Here is an 18098-nt window from a genome sequence, read left to right on the forward strand (position 1 = left end):
CCAGCTACATTTCGTTACAGCTTGCTCAAGAGTTATTGCGACTGAGGATCTTCCCTCAACGGCTAAAACCACTTCTTTGACAGCACTCCGTGGCGCGGATCGGCGCCGCAAGTAGAGCTGTGCAGGGGCTAAAGCCCAGGTTCATTCGTACGTTGGCGGCATGGCTGAAAGCTATGCCCTGATACAAATCAGGCATTCATTGAGTTTTTCAGCATGCTGCTTAGTCGCTGAGTCCGCTCCGCGGAGCCGACCTAAGTTGCAGCGATGTCGAGGTGGATGATTTCGGCCGATGGGGCTGAGCCTTCCTCGACGGTGAGCTTGCCGATGGAGACGGGCAGGCTGAAGCGGCGGGGGCCGCAGGAGCCGGGGTTGAAGTAGAGAACGCCTTTGTGGCGGCGAATCTCAGGCTTGTGGGAGTGGCCAAAGAGGACCACTGAAAACTTTGCGGCGGCGGGATCGAGGTGGATGGTCTGTACGTCGTGCAGCAGGTAGAGGTAGTGGCTCTCGAGGAGGACGACTTCGGTTTCGGGAAGCTTGGCGCATTTGCCGGAGCGGTCAACGTTGCCGCGGATGGCGGTGACGGGTGCTATCTGCTCGAGCGATTTGAGAATCGTGAAGTCGCCAACATCGCCGAGGTGGAGTATGTGTTCGGCGCCCTGGAGGGCTGGAATGACTTCAGGCCGCAACAAGCCGTGCGTATCGCTGACGACACCGATGATCATCTGCTTATTTGATCATCTGCCGAAGCTGAAGAGGACGGGCCAGCGGCGTTTGAGCCTGGCGGGCTCTTTTTTCGCGATGGGATCAATGACCTGCATGACGGAGCCGGGGTTGAGCGGGTCGTTCATGGCGATGCAGTAGATGCCGCTCCAAGAGTTCTGCCACCTCCAGCCGCGCGCGCCGAGGGCCTGTGCCTCGATGTGTGCGGCGGCATGGGTTGCGGAGAGCTTTTGATTACACGACGGACAGCGGGGCGATGCGCCTTTGCGAAATTGACCTCCGCACGGGCAGGGCTGAAGCCACGGCTCCCAGGAGGATTCGATCTCGCCGAACTTGTCTGCAGGAGAGGGCAGGGCGGAGACGTATTCGTTGGAGTAGTTGAAGAGAGCGAGCATGCCGCACGTATCGCAATAGGCGTAGGAGTTATCGCCGAAACCGGAGTGCCACAAGGTGTATCGATAGAAGCGCCCGCAGTGTTCGCAGTCGCCTTTTTTGAGCATGACCATCACACAACCTCATTTCAGGATGCGCGCGATGGTCGATCGGGCGTCGCATCTCCCAGGATGTTGAAGCCAAGCACTGCGCCTTCTGTTGCTGCAGCGGGGAAGGGAACGAGAGTAATGGATCCCCGCATTGAAAATGCGAAAGCAGATTGGAGAGTCGCGTAACGTTGACTACATCGACACGCGCAATGACCGCGCCGACACTGCGGAAAGCCTGCTTCCTGCGATCATCAATAAGAAAGTAGTGCACGTTGCCGGATCGGAGTACCTGAAAACCAAGATGAAGGAATCGCTCGGAACCAACGAAGTACACGCGCGAAGGAACTGGCGGGACGCGCTGGCGACGTATACGCAACCGCGGGTGCTGCAGGTGCTGGCGCTGGGGTTCTCGAGCGGGCTGCCGCTGCTGCTGACCTACTCGACTCTGCAGGCGTGGCTGGCGACGGTGGGAGTGAAGCGGGCGGCGCTGGGGGCGATTGCGCTGGTGGGGACTTCGTATTCCTTCAAGTTTGTGTGGGCGCCTTTGATCGACCGGGTGCCTCCGCCCATACCGCTGGGGCGAAGAAGGGGATGGGGGATCACGATCCAGATTCTGCTGATCGCGGCGATTCTGGCGCTTGGGTCGTGCGACCCGAAGCACAACCTGACGCGGATGGCGGTGCTGGCGGTGGCGGTGGCGTTTCTGTCGGCGAGCCAGGACATCGTGATTGACGCGTGGCGCGTGGAGAGTCTGAGCGCGGATCAGCAGGCACCAGGCGCAGCGATGGTGCAATCGGGGTACAGGGTCGCCATGCTGGTTTCAGGAGCGGGCGCATTGTTCATCGCTGCATCGGCAGGGTGGTTTGCGGCATATGCCACGATGGCAGCGCTGCTGGGAGTGGGACTGCTGGTGTTCCTGTTCGGTCCTGAACCGAAGGTGCCAGCCGAGAAGTCGTATGTTGCGCGAACGGTGTGGCAGGCGATGCTTCACTCGCTCTACAAGGCAGTGATCGAGCCGTTTCGCGACTTCGTGCGGCGACCGCTGTGGCCGGTGATTCTGATTGCGATCTTCCTTTACAAGATGGGCGAGGCGATGGCCGGCGTGATGTCGACGCCACTTTACATCTCACTGGGATTCAGACTGCCGGAGATCGCGACGGCGTCGAAGATCTTCGGATTCTTCTCAATCGTGACGGGCGCATTGATTGGCGGCGTGGTGACGACGAAGTTTGGGATTCGGCGGTCGCTGATTGTGTGCGGGATCCTGCAGTCGATTGGGAATCTGTTTTTTGTTCTGCAGGCCACGGGCGGGCACCGGATCGGGTATCTGGCGCTGTGCGTGACGGCGGAGAACTTGACGGGCGCCATGGCCGGGACAGCGTTGATCACCTGGCTCTCGAGTCTCTGCTCGCCGGCGTTTACGGCGACGCAGTTTGCGCTGCTGTCGTCGCTCGCGTCGTTGAGCCGGACTGTGATTGCTTCTTCGGGAGGAGTGTTGTCGGAGAGGATGGGCTGGGTGAAGTTTTTTGTGCTGACAAGCCTGGTGGGATTGCCATCCTTGTTGCTGATTGCGTGGGTAGGGCCGCGCGATGGATCGAACGAGCAAAAGGAGCAAGCGGCGTCGTGAGTGGAGATTGCAGCGGCGATTACGATGGTAAGCGCAACGGATTGCATAAATCGTGTATGGATATAGGTAGTCGTGAATTTATCAATTAAATATTTCCTCCCTTCTGCGGTCTGCATTCTGTTGCTGATGTGCGGGGCAGATCTTCTCAAGGCGCAGAGCGACGAGTATCTGAAGACGGAATCGGAACGGCTGGTGGCACTGGCGAACCAAGCAAGGGCACAGGTGGGAGCGCCTGCGCTGAAGTGGGACCCGGCGCTAGCACAGGCTGCTCTGAGGCACACGCGACGGATGGTGAGCGAGGGCGGCGCGATTCAGCATGACTATCCGGGCGAACTGGTTCTGTCAGAGCGGGCAGGGCTTTCGGGCGCGCATTTCAATTTGATTGAAGAGAACATTGCGGTGGGGCCGACGTCGGAGGAGATTCACGACGCGTGGATGAACTCGAAGCTGCATCGCGAGAACATGCTGAATCCCGAAGTGAATCGGATTGGGATTGCGGTGATTGCGCGGCGCGGAGTGCTGTATGCGACAGCCGATTTTACGCGTGCGGTGGACGCGTATTCGCCGGCGCAGGTGGAAGAGAAGGTGGGCTCGTTGCTGGAGCGGAGCGGCGTAAAGGTGCTGGCCAATCATGCGCTGGCCCGTGAAGCTTGCACTGCGAACCGCGGCTTTCCGCGGGTGGAGAATGGCGCGGAGCCGAGCTTTGTGATGCGATGGCAGGATTCAGACCTGAGTCATCTGCCGCAAAACCTTGTGCAGCAGATTGCGTCGAAGCGGTTTCGCGAGGCTGCAGTTGGGACGTGCGAAGCAAGCGGAGAGGCGGGAACGTTTACGGCGTACAGAGTGGCGGTGTTGCTGTACTAGTGCGAGGCCGCGGCGGCCTGATCTGTTTTGGTTGTGCGCGTGTAGATCAGGTCGTATTCGGTGTGCCAGGTCTTGCCGCTGTCGTTCGATCCCTGCGAGAACTGGCGGACTTTGTCGGGTCCAAGATTGAAGAATTGCAGGTGACGGAGGAAGGTTCCGCCGGTGGATTGCGGGACGTCGTCGGTCCAGTAGTCCATGATGTTGTTCTTGAGTTCGCCGTGGAAGAACATGACGCCAGCTGAGGTGTCGACCCAGTATTGCTCCCAGCGCTTGAGGTTGGGGTTCCAGGTGTTGTAGCTCTTGCCGAAGTAGGGAGAGCCCGCTGAGGTCCAGTTTTCCCAGACAACGCAGCCGGCCATTTCTTTGGAGATATGGCTGGAGCCGCGCGGAGTGCCGTCGGCTGCGGAGGCGACGTTCCAGTCGCCGAGCCAGAAGTCGAATTGCCGGAACTCGGGATCTTCGCAGGGCGCGGCGTTGTGGTGGACTTCTTTTGCGAGGGCGATGAACTGCGAGTCGGCGCGGAGAGAGGTCCATTCGGCGTCGTTGTCGAGGCGCGCGGGTTGCATGAAGCCGGCGTACGCGGATGTTTTCAAAATGGTGAGGGCGCGTTGCGTGTCGCCGATGCCCGCGTAGGTAGTGGCGAGTTCGTAGTCGGCAAGTGGGGCGGGAAGGCCGTGGCCAACGCCGAGTGCTTTCGCCTTTTCCAATGCTGCGAGTGCGGCGTCGAAGTGCTTGTCTGCTCGCGCGGAGACGCCGAGGCGATACCAGAAGCGCGCATTGTCGGGCTGCTGGTCGGTGAGGTCGGAGTACTGGCGCTCGGCTTCGGGCCAGTTCTGGGAGCTGTATGCTTTGTCGGCGGCGTCGGGCGATGCGGGAGACTGGGCCGAGCTTGAGAATGCGAAAAGGGAAGAGACGAACGCCAGAGCAACGAGCAGATGCATGGGATCCTCGCTCAGATCGGTGTGCAGGAGAATCATGCTTTACCGAAAGCACTGGTTGCCCGCTGATTGTGACCAACGTAGCAAGGATGGTGATGAGCGAGGTCTTCAGCCGCGCTTTTGTGCGACGAGGACGGATTTCATGCCGGCGGCGGTGGCTGCCTGGATGCCGAGGTCGGTGTCTTCGAATACGAGGCAGTGTTCGGGAGCCACGTTGAGCTTCTGCGCGGCGAGGAGGAAGCCGTCTGGGGCGGGCTTGCCGTGCTTGTAGTCTTCAGCGCAGACGAGCACATCGAATTTGTCGAGCAGGTTGAGCGCGGTGAGGGAGCCGACGACGGAGTTGCGACGACTGCCGGAGACGACGGCGAAGGGGATGCGGCCGTGCTGGGCCTCGATATGCTCGAGGACTTCGGGGATTCCCTGGAGCTCGGGAAGCTGCGCGTGATAGAGCTTCTCTTTGTGATCGGCGAGTTCGTCGACGGGCATGTTGAGGCCGTGGATCTCGTTGAGATCGGCGATGATCTTGCGGACGGGCTTGCCTCCCCAGGAATAGAAAAGGTCTTCTTCGTAGGTGCATCCGTACTCGGCGAGGGCTTTCTTCCATGCCTTGTAGTGGAGGGGCATGGAGTCGGCGATGGTGCCGTCGCAGTCGAAAAGATAGGCGCGGAAGTCGCCTTCGGGGAGTTGAAGCATCATCGGAATCGGATCCTTGTTTGGCGTGGTTGCGTAGTGACGGCGGACGCAGGGTGCGCATCAGCCCCAGACGAATTCGATTGGCGTCTCGATGTCGGGGTGAATGCTCTTCTTTACGGGACAGGTGTTCGCTGCATTTTCGAGCCGCTGCTGGTTTTCTGGAGTTGTGGTTCGGGGAATGCGGATGGAGATGGGAAGGCGGACGATTCTTCTTGGAGGCGCGCTGCTCATTTCCTTGTCGACGGTCGCGGTTGCCCCGGTGAGATCGAACTCAAGCGTGCGGGCGACGATGCCCATCGTGGTGAGGATGCAGGTGCCGAGAGAGGTAGCGATGAGGTCTGTAGGAGAGAAGCTCTCTCCGCGGCCCTGATTGTCGACGGGTGCGTCGGTGGAGAGCTCAGCTTTGGACGGCGCGTGCACGGAGGTGCAGTGGAGATCGCCCTGATATTCAGACTGGATGCGAACCATGGTGATTCTATCTTCGCATTGGAGCCTGCGAAGTTGTAAGCGCGGTTGAGTTGATGTGCCCTGTTGCGATGGCTATGGTTATGATTCGGCGACAGCGGTCATCTGGTTGTAGCGCTGGGCGGCGGAGGTGCCAATGGTGGAGGCGGGGAAGAGCTCGCGCTCGCGCACTTCTCCGCCGCGATGGGGTGAGTTCTGTCCTTCTTTGGCATCGGGGAGGGCCATGTTCATCGCCATCATGGCAATGCGCTTGGTTTCAGGCGAGAGGTTGCCAAGGCGAGCGGCGATCAAGGCTTGAGGTGTGATCGTAATTTCTGCGCAGCCGGCGGCGATGCCGTTGGCAATCTTCTTGGCGGCATGGCGGGCTGAGGCGGAGGCGCCGGGCGTGTTGGCGGCGAGACTGAACCACTGATACTCGCGCGCGGAGTCGCCGGTGAAGAGGGCGTTGCGATGCGAGCCGGTGCGCATGAGGCCGGGGCAGATGGTGGTAACGCGGATGCCTTTGGAGCGCAACTCCATGCCGAGGCCTTCAGAGAATCCGACGGCGGCGAACTTACTGGCGCAGTAGGGCAGCAGATGCGGAACGGAGATGCGGCCGCCGATGGAGGAGACGGTGGCGATGGAGCCGTCGCCGCGTTCGAGCATTTGCGGCAGGACTGCGAGGGTGCAGTGCAGGCCGGAAAAGAAGTTCGAGTCCATGACTTCGCGGAACTGGTCCAGAGTTTGATTTTCGATCGGGCCGACGGTGATGACGCCGGCGTTGTTGATGAGGATGTCGACGCGGCCGAAGCGGCGGGTAGCTTCGTCGATGAGGCGGGAGGCGTCTTCGGGCTTGCGGAGGTCAGCCGTGACGAGGAGGACATCGTCGGCACTGCGGACGGAGCCGCGATCGAGGAGGAGGCGGCGGGCTTCGGCGAGTTGAGCTTCGTTGCGGGCGGCGAGCACGAGCCTGGCGCCACGGCGACCGAACTCCTCGGCGAGAGCGAGTCCGAGTCCGCGCGAGCCTCCGGTGATGACGACGACTTTGCCTCGGGTCCAGTCGGCCTTGTTCCGGGTGCGGTCGGAGAGGGTGCTGATGATGGTGGAAGCCAGACCGAGTCCGAGATAGGCGGCGTTGCGAAGCAGTGAGCCGTCGCGCGATTTCATAGATCTCCTCCGAAAGAGGGTTGGATGTCCGATGAGGAGGATACGCAGCCTTGAGAGATGGAGTTCGGGTGGTTTTGAGGCGGGCGATTTTGACGCGATCCACTGAGTCTGTTACGTTTATAGAGGACAATTCAACGCCACTCACTCCTCAGTAGCTCAATGGCAGAGCATTCGGCTGTTAACCGAAGGGTTGTAGGTTCGAGTCCTACCTGAGGAGCCAATCATTTAGCCCAATAAACACGCGGCTTCTAATCACAAACTACATAATCTGAATATTTTGAGCACTTTCGGAGTGAGGGCGAAAGTGAGGGTACCCCTGCGGCGTGCTCTGTTTCTGAGCCCGACGCGGCTTCGCAGTGCTGTTGAAGGCTGCGGCGATGGCAGCGCGTTTGCGTTCGTTACCGGAATGGCTGTATCGCCTCAGCATCTTCAGGCTCACATGACCAGCTAGGGCGAGAATATCGGTGTCGCTGGCACCGCTTTCGCCTAGTTTGGAGATGAACGTGTGCCGTGCATCGTGCCAACGGCATTCGACTTTGGCGGTTTCGCGAACACGGTCCCATGAGTCTTTGAACGGGCCAATCGGCTTCGTTGGGTCAATCTTGTACGGCACCGACTTGCCACCCTTGCGGCCGTTCTGACCATCAAGGCCGTACTTCTCAGAGCAAAAGACGTAGTGCACAGGCTTCGCATCACGGAATAGGCTACGCCACTTTTTCAAGCAGAGCAGCGCATCATCAGACAGCGGAACATTGCGCCCCTCGCCTGCCTCAGTCTTCGACTTGCCAACGGTGACCTCACCGCCAACCAGATCGATATTGCGCCACTGGAGATGCCGGAGCTCTGCACTTCGCAGACCAGTGCGCAAGCTAAGAAGAAACGCAGGATACAGCGCCCGCGATCTGCTCTTTTTGCACGCAACCAACAGTCGGTGCTGTTCATCATCGGTCAACGCTCTGCCCACCTCGTTGCTGACCTTGGGCATCTTCACATCGGGTTGGATATTCGCCCATACGCGATGCTTGCGCATGATGGCGCGAAGCGCACCGATTTCGAGATGAATGGTTTTCGCTGATGCTTTGGCGTCCTTGCGTCGAGCCTGATACCGCGCCACGTCATCGCCTTCAATGTCGGTGAGCAGCATCTTGCCGAAGTGGGGAAGTAGATGAGAAACGTTCGTAGTCTCGATTCGGTGGTTACTTTTGCTCCACTGCGATTGCTTGGTGTCGAGCCAGTCTCTTGCTGCGATGCTGAAGGTCTTCGGCTTCGCAACTTCCTTAACGCCAGCAGAGCCCATTTCAAGCTTGCGACGCCGCTCACGCATGATGCGCTCCGCTACCTCTTTGTTGTTGGTCCGAGCACTCTCCCGGATTCTGACGCCCTGAAAAGAGAACTCGTACCACCAGACATTGAAGGCAGCGCCTCCGTTCTGGCCCTTGCTACCCTTTCGTTTGAATAGACCCATTAGGTGTCTCCTCTTCTGTTGAAGTGTGTTGTTGAAGAAGCCTGCGGACCGTATTTGCATGCCACAGCCCGCCTCGTGGTGCTGTGTATTCCAATTCGTTTAGCGTCATTGCGATCTTCTGCAATTGGGTCACACCCGATTTCTGAAGTTCCTCGATCACAGGAAGCAGATCAGCCCGCCGTGATTCGATTTTTCGGCGTCGCGCTGCGGCACTTGCTTTTGCACCACGCGATGCCTGCGTTGCGATTGAACCGCGATCTCCACCGAGCTTCACGCCGCGCGTTTTTGCTGCACCTAGCGCGGCTTTCGTTCGGTCGGAAATCATCTTGGCTTCGTGCTCAGCTACGGCCGCAAGAATGTGCACAGTGAGCCGATTCGCTTGTGGGAAGTCAACGGCTACGAAATCGACCTGGCTTTCCATCAAGCCCGAGATGAAGTGAACGTTACGTGCGAGTCTGTCGAGCTTGGCAATGATGAGAGTTGCTTTCTGAGTGCGGCAGAGGCGCAGAGCTTTTTCCAATTCGGGTCGGTCTTTGCGCTTGCCACTCTCGATCTCTGTGAACTCGCCAATGAGCTTCCACTTGCCGCCGTTCAAGTAATCGGCGACTGCTTTCTGTTGTGCTTCGAGTCCGAGGCCACTCTTACCCTGCCGCTCCGTGCTGACGCGGTAGTAAGCAACGAACCTTGGTACCCTCAAACCTGTCATTTGCACCCCCTTTACCAATGCCTCAATGGTGGTTGAGGTAATTGTAAATACCTGAGCTTGGCCGTTACAAGGGTCTGTAAACGGCTCAAATTAGGGGTGATAATCGGCCAGAAAGGCCCTATGGCGCGTTCGCGGGGCCTGAGGGTGGCCTAGGTACCAGCTAGATCGCCCTCAGGGCCTACGGGGTCAGTCGGTTACCTTGGGCAGCGCCAATGGCTCATCAGCTAAGAAGCCATCAACGGTCGTAGGCAAGGTACGCAGACGGCCATCGCCGTCACTCTCTTGGAATATGATCTCGACCCGGCGGGGCTGTTGGTCATCAGTTACATCATCGAAAGTAAGGTGCTGCTTCGGTGCACCCTCTGTGTACTGGAGAACCAAGTTCGCAGCCTGCAAATCGCCCCCTAGACTGCGCCTGATCAGACTGTATGAGAGACATTGGGCAATGCTGGAGTGCGAACTGAGGCCGAGGGCCCGAGTCCACCTGCGAGGCGCTCGATTAGCGAGTTGCAGTTTCAATGCACGGCTGACGAGATGCATCTTGTGTGGACCACCAGCCTTATTCGCAGGTTCGTTTCCTGGCTGAAAAGCGTGCGGGTTTGGGCCACCCTTCTTGAACGCAGTACGCGGCGGATTCTTCTTTCGCTCTGAAGGTACGGCTTCGTACGTCTGTTTCTTCTTCATCTCTGTCCCACTTCGCCGAAAAGGCGCGATGTCTGTGCTCAGTTGATGTTGTCGCTATTGCCGGGGTTCTCAATTCCAAGAACCTCGCGCCTGTCATCGGGATGCATCTGACGTAGCAGTTCAGCCCGAGTTGCAACATTTCTGATCAGACGTGCCCGTCTCGCACTGCTGGACTCATTGGCTGGTGCGCGTCGGAACGTTCTTCTGGCGAAGCGGCTGAAGCGTAGGTAAGCCTTGATCTGGCGAAGGCTGCGAATCACGCCTACCGCGAATTGATAACCAAATGTGTCGTCACTCATTGCTTTTCTCCAATCCCTTAAAAATGCCCAAACGACGGGAGTCGCATGCAGGCGGTGAACTGCATCTCTCACCGTCGCTCGGGGTTTGCAATCGAGTGCGCTGCGCGTGCCCCACTCGATGGCGTTCAACGGGCGAAGAATCTCACACGGTCCGAAAGGAAGAAACGCGACTGGGTGAGAAAGAAACCCGTTGAATGAAGCACTCACAAAGTTGCGGCCCTATGAGCACTTCATCTTGGAAACGGGCGGTGACAACGCAGAAGCACCGCCCGTCGAGCCACCGCTGGCAACCAAGAAAACGGCGGCTCAATGCGAATTAACGAACGCTGTAAATTCCTCCCTCGATCTTGGTGAGCGACCCGCCGAGCGAGTTCAAGAGATTGATCTTCACTTGGCGTAGGTATTGAATACGTTCGCCAAGCTGCACTGTGGCTACGCGGTCGAGCACGGGAAGTGAATTACGCTGCTGCACAAGTTCGGCAAGCTTGGCTTCGTGCTGCTCGTGGGCACGCGTCCAGTTTGCGACCTCTTTTGATTCTTGAGGAGTGAGATACAAAGCGGCTTCGGGCCGCACCGACAACGAGGCACCAACGACTGCTTGTTGATTCACGATTTCCCGATTGAATGCGAGCAATAGCGCGTCTGTCTGCTGAATCAACTGCTTCTGTTGTGTAAACAAATCTTCGATCTTTTCTAGCTCACAGGTTACCGTTCGAAGCTGCTCTAACTGTTCGGCCTGTGCCTGTTTCTGTTCTTCGCGTCGAATGTTTGCGATTTCGGATTCCAGTTGCTGAATTCGGCTGTTCGTCATTTCTGATCTCCCCTAACCTTTCTGTGCTGTCTCACCGTGGCTCACCTGACAATGGAGTGAGTCAGGTAGAGGTGATGCACGTTCTAATCCGCATGAAAACTGGCCACTTCTGTCGTCTGTCTCACCTGCCTCACCTAAATTGATCTAAAGAAAACAAGTAGAGAAAAGCCTGTAGGGGTTAATAGACACATGGGGTGAGACCGAGACAGGCGAGACAGACAATTCACCGTTTTCTCTGCCCTCCTCTCTCAGAGTGCTTTGGCTTTAGCGATGACCGATACTTCAAAAACTCCTCACCGATCTCGCGCGGAGTGATGTTCGCAGCAAAAAGTTCGTTAATGATCCATAAGCGAAGCTTCAGATTTGTGGTCGGCACGCGTATTTGTCGCCCGCCGTTTGCCTGTCTGAAGCCCGCTCGTGCAAGCTCGTTGGCAAGTTGCTGTGAATTTACCTTCGAGTCGGAATTCAGACGTGCATACACCTTCAGCAGCTCATCTGCGGTTGCGTATGGCGACTTGGCCCACTTCACATCGTCAAGAACCGTCTCACGACTGTCTCTCAGTTCGTGGCAGAAATTCTGAAGCGGTGAGCGCCCAAGTCTCACCATGCTGTGAAATGAATCGGTTTTGGGTGGCGGGGCCATGGCGTTGAATTCCGTTAGGTCAATCTCGTGCAGCAGTTTGTAAAGCAGGGCAGACTTACCCTTCTCACTCTTCGCCCATCTCCAGAACTCTTGAAAGAATGTTGCGTTCGGGGCGATCTCATTTGCGTGAACGATGAAGTATCTGCGCTCCTTGTCATCAGTGAGCATTGCTACAGGCTCGTTTGACGTTAGGTAGTAGTTCACCGTGTTGCGGATCGTGAACTCACGAACAAATTTCTGATTGATCGAAATGTTTTTCTGCGTGATGAGATTCTTCATCTTGTTCGCAAACGCTTTCGAGTCCTTGACCGACCCGGCGTGAACCTCGTCTACAACAACGAGCGTTTTGTAAAGCTGCCACTCGGTGAAGCTAGATTCAAGCTGCTCCTGTCGTACCTGGGACCAGTTACTTTCGCCGTGCAACGAAGCAATCACTTCTCCCAGCGCAGTCTTACCAACACCACGGTTGAGCGACCACAGCAAGACGGCATGGTTCAATCGCTCGCCCCGATTCTGTAGTGGATGTGCAAACCACCTCCAGAGATGACGGCGTTCAGTCTCGTCTTGCACGAGATGAGCCATCAATTCATCAAATGGTTTGGTATTGCCTTTTAGAGGCTCAATGCCGGGGTTAGTCCAAGCGTTGTAACCGTTGTTACTGGTTCTCACTCCCTGATTCGGCTCGTAGTCGATGTGGTCGAATACGCTGCGACCGGGCCACTTCAAGAACGCATCCGCAACCGAGACCGCCTTAGTATTCGCAGAGACATCTTCATCTACCTCGCCTGTATCCTTGTTGACCTTCATGGTCTTATCGGCAGCGATGACCTTTATAAACTTTTCTGCGGACTGCACTCGAAGGGCTTCGTGATCGCTGGTCGGATACTCAAGAACAGCACCTAGGCTTTTCACTACTGCGAAGGATTCATTCATCTCGTGCAGCTTGCACGAGAGTGCGTATCGCTTCGCCTCACGAAGAAGCTTTTCGAACGCCTCGGCGCCATGCCTCTTGATGTAGTCATCGAGACCAACCTTTTGCTGAGAATTGTCGTCACGGGGAATTCGAACGATGAAGACAAGAGCGCCGAGATCAGTCAGGGCTCGCGCCAGTCTGTTCTCCGCAATGATGATCTGCCGATTAAACTGCGCGTCTGAGTCGTAGCAGATGAATGCGGTACGACCGCGCCAGTTCCAGCCATCAACGAGAGCAGGTATGATGTCGTGACCCTTTCTGCTCTGCGTCCAGTTCCAAACGCCAGTCAAGCCGATACACGGCATAATGTGCTTCGTGGCACATGCGGCTTTCTTGAAGCCTTCAGTTACCATCACTGGCTGTTCAGGGTTCTTTTTGAGGGCGCTCCAAGACTTGTCACCAACTGGCGGCAGATCGATACATGGGTCTGATCCGAATGGCTGATCGTACTTTCGCAGCTTCGCACCCTTAAGAAATCCGGTGCCCTCCGTTTCGAAGAACCTGAATTGAAAACCGGTCGTTACGTTCCCATGTTCATCGTGAGCAGGCAGAATGTAGCCGTCGCCTTGACGGGACAGGTTCAGAGCCGCTGATTGATTCGCGGCTTTGGGGTTGTAGTCGAGATCTCTGGCATCCTTTGAATCGAGACACGATCCATCCAAATCAGCCAACATTCTTTGTCTAGGTGATGCCGATTGTGTTTTCGGTTTGAGCGTTGTCTTCTTGCGCGTCTTCACTGACCTGCCCCTTCCCTGTACGCAGTCTTGTGCTGCTTCCGGTCATGCAACTGCGACACGGCGATCTGCTGGCACCGTGCTGCGGGCGATCAGTGCGTCCAGTGATGCGCGACTTAGGCGCACGCTGCGACCGATGCGCACAACCTCAATGCGACGACCCGAAATCCAATGACGAATCGTGACTTCACTGAGACCGACGTATTGGGCAGATTGTGAAACCGTCAGAAGTTTTGCGCTCGCAGCGGCAGGGCGGCGAACGTGAAGACGCACCCGTATCGGGGCCTTTTTAGAGGCTCTTCGAGACATGAGATTTGCTCCGATTCAGTAGTGCCTCAAACTGAGGTCACTGGGCGAGGGGTATTGCATCCTTCTGGGGCGGGTGAAAGAGCCGTTCTTTCACGCACCACACAGAATCAAATCTAACTATATCTAGCTTACCATAACGTGTTTAAAATGAACATGTTATATAACATGCTGAACGCCAAAACCCGCGCCAAGACTGCTCAGTTCGTCGATTCAGGTAATAGCATGGCAGCATGGTCAACAGGCAAGTTTGGATCACTCTACTGTTCGTCAGTGTTCTATGTGGTGGTGCGCAATCGGCTGCCGCTCAGATGTCGGAAAATGAACTGAATCACCTCCTGGATACCACTGAGCGCCTATTGCCTAGATGGGAACTGGCTCTCAGACAAATCGACCCGTCAAAGAATTCCTCTATTAGTTACCAGGTTGGTAAAGTGTTCGAGATCAATTACCGCATGGGAAGAGAGCAAGTACGCGGTGCCCACGAGACGATAGACCGACTTCGGCATCATCGCACGGTATCTGACGAGCTTGCTCTTCGTGACAACCTCTGGACCTTGCGAGAAGTGGCCAGCGCGGTTGTCGATGCTCCAGAGAGCAGTTCGAGCGTTGTTGACGACTTTGTCTATCTGATGAGAGAGACATCCCCAGTAGAGAACAGGCTTGTTTCCGAAGTGATGACTAGAATTGGCGAATTGGAGTCATCCTGCGGTGCATCGAAGTAGTTGACTCAGACCGTCCACGACGCTTCTCCAGTCTGTTTACGAACGTGGGCATAGAAAACGCGATCAATATATCCGATCACCGATTTCGCGTCAGATATTCGAGCTCTTACGTCGGTGGCGCTCAAGCCGACTGGCATTCCATCATGCGCCATCTCAGTTCGAACATCATTGAACGACGTGAGCAGATTCTCGACGTTCTTCTGCGCCACTGCGGCCAACTTAGCGAACACAGAATCTATTCCGCACCGTCTGAATAGGCGCTTTATGTTGTTGGGGGACGGATACTTGCAATCAGAGTACAGGCGGCGCGGCTGGAAGGCTGGTATCACTTCCCCATTCTTCGCGAATAGAAAGATGTCATTCCCAACCAGACCTCCAATTTCAGGAAGGAAGTCGGACTCGTTCTGTCGAAGAATGAACTTCTTGTATGCGCCTTCAATTGCCGGGTCGTTTAGCAGAAATGCTCTGGTATTCAATGGCAACAGATCGGTGTTGATACCGTTCGCCAGCAATGCTCTGCACCAGTCGGAGACAAGGGTCTCTAAGTACGATTCGAATCCTGCGCTTGTGAGAATGACTGCACTGCAAAGTGCATAATTCTGAACACTTGTCGAGGTACACGCGGGTGAGAAGGCATCTTTCAATGTCGTCAGAACGACACCGACATCCGCGATGAACTGCTTGCGCGCCCGGCTGTAGCGGTATGGCATGGTCTAGAAGTGTTGGGAGATGAGCTGCCGCATTGATGTTATGCGCGTTCTGACACGTTCTTCGTCGCTCGTCGCCCTTGAAATCGTTCGCTGAAACTCTTCATCGTAGAAAAGCTCCCCAAGGTCAGAGTGAAATGCGGCGCGGTTAGGCTCGCGAATGTTCTGAGCAGTCAGCCCTGATCTACTCACTGCAACCATCTCAGCGTCGAATAAAGCCGCGTTGAAAGAGCTGACGATTCTGTTGTTGTGATGAACGTCGAAGATAGCGAATGCTGCGCCTCCTAAGAGTGCTTCGACCGCAGCAGTAGTTCGGTCAAATACTGCTAGGAAATCTTGCAACTGATCTTGCGAGGCATCACGATTGCGCTCAGTGAAACTGTTCAGATACCCAGCCAGAGGCTTCTCGTAGTGTTCGAAGTCTGTTTGAAGAGCAAGAAAACGGATCAGAAACTCTTCGGCTTTCATTCGTTTGTTGTTGCCAGCGTGCACCAGTCTTCGCCATTCCTCGCGTCTTGCCGTTCTACCCACCCATTCAACAAAGGGGCCGTGAAAAATGCCGTGCCGAAGTTCCTGAGGAGACAACTCGATGGCCCCGCTGTTTAGCCGCTCAAAGACATCGAACTTCACCTGCGGGTGCGTGTCCTTCATGATTACGATGCATCGCAACGTGCGATTCAGTATGTGTCTTTGAAAACGTGGATCCAACTCCTCAAACTTCAAGCCGTCGAGTTCAGGGTATGCTGTCAATCCTGAAAGCTCGAACTCGTTATTCAGAAATTTTCGTATCGACTGAAGACGTTGATTTCCGTCTATTACGGAAAGCCTCTCGTCACGCTCTTGGCTGAGATAAATCACCGGAATAGGGCACTGAATTATGAGCGATTCGATCAGTCGAGACGCTTGAGGCTTTTTCCAGACATATCCTCGCTGGAACTCCGGTATGAAAAGACTTTTTTCTCTACTATTGAGCTTGTCGTAAATAGTTGCTATCGAGAAGTCATACGTCTCAGTGTGAAGTCGTCGCTGCTCGGGCGGAATCGACAGAATCGAATCTGCATGTGGTTCTTCTGACGGAAAGAGCTTATCTGCCAGTGCGCCTTCGGGAGTTTTAGGCATTGCGGGCAATATCCCCCATTGCAAAACAATCTGTGGCTGAACAACCTACCTTATCATGCGAGATTTCACATTCACATCAGAGCAATGGCTCAGGAATCTTCAAAGACGTGAAATGGCGTGGTACAATCGAACCGGTCGATGCGGAAGCAGCGGCTAAAATCCAATGACCGGAAGGTCGGGGAGGAATCCCATCATGCAGGAAACACTAAATCAGCTTTCTGAACTGTCCCGCCTAGCTGAAACCCTCAACAAAGAGACTGATCTGTACTCTGAGGCACTCGCCCAGCTTGAAGATAAGCTGAAGCGAATAAACCTCGGCGTTCAATCATGGGTAATTCTGAATGAAACTGCTGACTCTGGCTCAGCAAGTAGAAGTTCTGCGCTTCGAAACATGTTTGGATTCGCAAAGACTCAGGACGGGTGGGGATTTGCAATCAAGCAGGTGAGAGTTGAGCGGGGATTTTACCAAAACGATGAAGAATGTCCTTGGGAGAATCTCTACGACGAGAGCGAGCCGAAGTTGCTTCTGAAGAGCTCAAGGGAGATGAGAATTCTGGCCTCTGGAAGGCTGGAGCTTCTCCTTCAAACTCTGCATGAAGACACTAAAGCTACCATCAAATCTCTTCAAACTGCGCGCAAACTAGCTGAGTGACCAGAGACCTTTTAGGGCAGGCGGCACTCTGTAGATCGTCTGCCCCAAAAGGGTCAAAAATGAGGGCGAAAGTGAGGGTAGTCAGGGTACAAAACCGTACCAAAACGTACCACTCAGCCCATGTCGGTTTTCAGGGGTAGGGAAGCGCGAAACCCTTATAGATATTGAAGAAGCCGCATGTTCATTGACTAACGTGACTGGCCCTCAGTTTTCGCCCGTACCGGCTGTTAACCGAAGGGTTGTAGGTTCGAGTCCTACCTGAGGAGCCAGTTTATTATCAACAACTTACAGGTTAGACAGAATTCTTTATGTTGCAGTTTTCGGTATTAGCGTTCGGCTAAGTGCTTGATTTTACACATCAGTGATCATCAGCTAGCAAATCACCGAATGATCGTAAAACGCGCTTGCCGTGAATCTCCCGCAAACTCAACGACTTTCGCGCGTGCTGATCAGGTTTACGATAGGTCGCTGTGGGTAGTTCTGTGGGTGGTCGCATTTAGTCTCGCGATCAAAACGGACCTGGCGAGAGCGGCACAGGCGCGCGAGTGAATCAATGTATGTAGAGGCGATTCAGAATTGGACCTAGAGCCAACGATCTGAACTCCGGTAAACGCCCAGCGATTACGCCGCCGACCTGCTATCTCGCAATGCTTCAAGAGCTACTCAGAATCGCACGGTCTTATCGCTAGCGATTGCTCGACAACCCCTCGAAAGTTGTTCTGTTCCAATCGGGGACTTGAGAGCGGCCATTGCCTTCGTGACTTCGCTTGCGATCAAGATTTCGCTGGCGAAGTTTAGGCAGACTTCACAGGGACTCGTTGAACGGCGCTCTATGTGATCGATACTTTTGCGAAACGCCTTGTCGTCGTAAAGCTGATGGAGGATGCTAGAGGGATGAGACTTGACGGAAGCTCAAGCCACAAGTTTGGAAAGAGTCGTATCCCGGCAGATCAGCTTTCAAGGGGAAAGGCCAAGCGGAGCATTATTCGCGCTTCGTTACACACGGATGAACCCCGCGATATTGCGTTTCGTCGGATCATTCTCTCAATTCCGCCAGGGAAGGTGAGCACATACGGTGGCGTCGCTGCTGCAGCCGGCTATCCACGCCTCCATCGAGCCGTTGCGAGGCTGCTGAGAACTGATCCACCTGATCAGCTGCCGTGGCATCGAGTGCTCGGCGCAGGCGGCGAGATCAAGCTCAAAGGAGCAGCTGCACGTGAGCAGCGAGCAAGACTCAAATTAGAGGGAGTTCGGTTCCGCGGTGAGCGCGTCGACATGGTCCGGTTCGAACATGCTCTTAAGCCTTGGGAAGTTTATAAGGATCTCCAGATCTGACCAA

The 18098-nt window shown here is 55.6% G+C and carries 20 protein-coding genes, 2 tRNA genes and 1 pseudogene; 8 read left to right on the forward strand and 15 right to left on the reverse strand.

What is annotated here, in order from left to right:
• Positions 1 to 251: 251 nt before the first annotated feature.
• Complete coding sequence (locus DHV10_RS21240) at positions 252 to 722, reverse strand: metallophosphoesterase family protein (RefSeq protein ID WP_109488429.1); 471 nt, start codon at positions 720 to 722, stop codon at positions 252 to 254.
• Between the two features lie 12 nt (positions 723 to 734).
• Positions 735 to 1226: a hypothetical protein gene (locus DHV10_RS21245; protein ID WP_109488430.1), complete on the reverse strand. Its 492-nt coding sequence runs from the start codon at positions 1224 to 1226 to the stop codon at positions 735 to 737.
• 133 nt (positions 1227 to 1359) lie between these two features.
• On the opposite strand from DHV10_RS21245, the gene DHV10_RS21250 reads away from it, so the two are divergent.
• Together DHV10_RS21250 and DHV10_RS21255 are read left to right on the forward strand one after the other, a co-directional pair.
• Positions 1360 to 2829: an AmpG family muropeptide MFS transporter gene (locus DHV10_RS21250; RefSeq protein ID WP_204101494.1), complete on the forward strand. Its 1470-nt coding sequence runs from the start codon at positions 1360 to 1362 to the stop codon at positions 2827 to 2829.
• 72 nt (positions 2830 to 2901) lie between these two features.
• Complete coding sequence (locus DHV10_RS21255) at positions 2902 to 3693, forward strand: CAP domain-containing protein (protein WP_162601736.1); 792 nt, start codon at positions 2902 to 2904, stop codon at positions 3691 to 3693.
• On the opposite strand, the gene DHV10_RS21260 is transcribed toward DHV10_RS21255, so the two are convergent.
• From DHV10_RS21260 to DHV10_RS21275, 4 genes are all read right to left on the reverse strand, one after another.
• Positions 3690 to 4634 carry a tetratricopeptide repeat protein gene (locus tag DHV10_RS21260; protein ID WP_162601737.1) on the reverse strand — a complete coding sequence of 315 codons (945 nt, stop codon included), beginning with the start codon at positions 4632 to 4634 and terminating at the stop codon, positions 3690 to 3692. The genes DHV10_RS21255 and DHV10_RS21260 overlap by 4 nt on opposite strands.
• 105 nt (positions 4635 to 4739) lie before the next feature.
• On the reverse strand, positions 4740 to 5327 hold the full coding sequence (locus tag DHV10_RS21265; protein WP_109488433.1) for an HAD family hydrolase: 588 nt from the start codon (positions 5325 to 5327) through the stop codon (positions 4740 to 4742).
• A 57-nt stretch (positions 5328 to 5384) separates the two neighbouring features.
• The gene (locus DHV10_RS21270; protein WP_109488434.1) at positions 5385 to 5792 is read right to left on the reverse strand and encodes an OsmC family protein; all 408 of its coding nucleotides are present in this window, start codon (positions 5790 to 5792) and stop codon (positions 5385 to 5387) included.
• 78 nt (positions 5793 to 5870) lie between these two features.
• Complete coding sequence (locus DHV10_RS21275) at positions 5871 to 6935, reverse strand: SDR family NAD(P)-dependent oxidoreductase (RefSeq protein WP_109488435.1); 1065 nt, start codon at positions 6933 to 6935, stop codon at positions 5871 to 5873.
• A gap of 145 nt (positions 6936 to 7080) precedes the next feature.
• Between DHV10_RS21275 and DHV10_RS21280 the strand changes: the two genes are divergently transcribed.
• Positions 7081 to 7155: transfer RNA gene (locus tag DHV10_RS21280), tRNA-Asn, on the forward strand.
• A 39-nt stretch (positions 7156 to 7194) separates the two neighbouring features.
• Here the strand turns inward: DHV10_RS21280 and DHV10_RS21285 are convergent.
• The 5 genes from DHV10_RS21285 to DHV10_RS21310 all read right to left on the reverse strand — a co-directional run bounded on the left by DHV10_RS21285 (position 7195) and on the right by DHV10_RS21310 (position 12476).
• Entirely contained in the window at positions 7195 to 8400 is a 1206-nt protein-coding gene (locus DHV10_RS21285) for a tyrosine-type recombinase/integrase (protein ID WP_162601738.1), read from the reverse strand.
• Positions 8375 to 9106, reverse strand: coding sequence for a recombinase family protein (locus DHV10_RS21290; protein ID WP_239461969.1), 732 nt, complete (start codon positions 9104 to 9106; stop codon positions 8375 to 8377). Before DHV10_RS21290 ends, DHV10_RS21285 begins: the two co-directional genes overlap by 26 nt.
• A gap of 722 nt (positions 9107 to 9828) precedes the next feature.
• Positions 9829 to 10089 (reverse strand): hypothetical protein, encoded by a 261-nt coding sequence (locus DHV10_RS21300; protein WP_109488438.1) that lies wholly within the window; start codon positions 10087 to 10089, stop codon positions 9829 to 9831.
• A 316-nt stretch (positions 10090 to 10405) separates the two neighbouring features.
• Entirely contained in the window at positions 10406 to 10900 is a 495-nt protein-coding gene (locus DHV10_RS21305) for a hypothetical protein (protein WP_109488439.1), read from the reverse strand.
• A gap of 223 nt (positions 10901 to 11123) precedes the next feature.
• Complete coding sequence (locus DHV10_RS21310; RefSeq protein ID WP_239461970.1) at positions 11124 to 12476, reverse strand: primase-helicase family protein; 1353 nt, start codon at positions 12474 to 12476, stop codon at positions 11124 to 11126.
• Between the two features lie 3 nt (positions 12477 to 12479).
• Here DHV10_RS21310 and DHV10_RS27855 point away from each other — a divergent pair, with 3 nt between their 5' ends.
• Positions 12480 to 12698, forward strand: coding sequence for a hypothetical protein (locus DHV10_RS27855; RefSeq protein WP_239461971.1), 219 nt, complete (start codon positions 12480 to 12482; stop codon positions 12696 to 12698).
• Here the strand turns inward: DHV10_RS27855 and DHV10_RS28370 are convergent.
• Both DHV10_RS28370 and DHV10_RS28375 read right to left on the reverse strand, forming a co-directional pair.
• Positions 12594 to 13190 (reverse strand): annotated as a pseudogene (locus DHV10_RS28370) (DUF3854 domain-containing protein); the annotation flags it as partial. The gene DHV10_RS27855 and the pseudogene DHV10_RS28370 sit on opposite strands and share 105 nt — an antisense overlap.
• A 105-nt stretch (positions 13191 to 13295) precedes the next feature.
• Positions 13296 to 13559, reverse strand: coding sequence for a helix-turn-helix domain-containing protein (locus DHV10_RS28375; protein WP_109488441.1), 264 nt, complete (start codon positions 13557 to 13559; stop codon positions 13296 to 13298).
• A 230-nt stretch (positions 13560 to 13789) separates the two neighbouring features.
• On the opposite strand from DHV10_RS28375, the gene DHV10_RS21320 reads away from it, so the two are divergent.
• Entirely contained in the window at positions 13790 to 14281 is a 492-nt protein-coding gene (locus DHV10_RS21320; protein WP_109488442.1) for a hypothetical protein, read from the forward strand.
• A 5-nt stretch (positions 14282 to 14286) separates the two neighbouring features.
• Here DHV10_RS21320 and DHV10_RS21325 read toward each other — a convergent pair whose 3' ends face one another.
• Positions 14287 to 14991 (reverse strand): HEPN domain-containing protein, encoded by a 705-nt coding sequence (locus DHV10_RS21325; RefSeq protein ID WP_109488443.1) that lies wholly within the window; start codon positions 14989 to 14991, stop codon positions 14287 to 14289.
• Positions 14992 to 14994: 3 nt separating this feature from the next.
• Positions 14995 to 16107, reverse strand: a complete 1113-nt coding sequence (locus DHV10_RS21330) for a DUF262 domain-containing protein (protein WP_109488444.1) — start codon at positions 16105 to 16107, stop codon at positions 14995 to 14997.
• A 193-nt stretch (positions 16108 to 16300) separates the two neighbouring features.
• Here DHV10_RS21330 and DHV10_RS21335 point away from each other — a divergent pair, with 193 nt between their 5' ends.
• The 3 genes from DHV10_RS21335 (at position 16301) to DHV10_RS21340 (ending at position 18094) form a co-directional block, all read left to right on the forward strand.
• Positions 16301 to 16759, forward strand: a complete 459-nt coding sequence (locus tag DHV10_RS21335) for a hypothetical protein (RefSeq protein ID WP_109488445.1) — start codon at positions 16301 to 16303, stop codon at positions 16757 to 16759.
• A 201-nt stretch (positions 16760 to 16960) separates the two neighbouring features.
• Positions 16961 to 17028 (forward strand) — tRNA-OTHER (locus DHV10_RS27325).
• A gap of 625 nt (positions 17029 to 17653) precedes the next feature.
• Positions 17654 to 18094 carry an MGMT family protein gene (locus DHV10_RS21340; protein ID WP_109488446.1) on the forward strand — a complete coding sequence of 147 codons (441 nt, stop codon included), beginning with the start codon at positions 17654 to 17656 and terminating at the stop codon, positions 18092 to 18094.
• The last annotated feature ends 4 nt before the right edge of the window (positions 18095 to 18098 follow it).

Origin of the sequence: Occallatibacter savannae, assembly GCF_003131205.1 — a bacterium.
Classification (GTDB): domain Bacteria; phylum Acidobacteriota; class Terriglobia; order Terriglobales; family Acidobacteriaceae; genus Telmatobacter; species Telmatobacter savannae.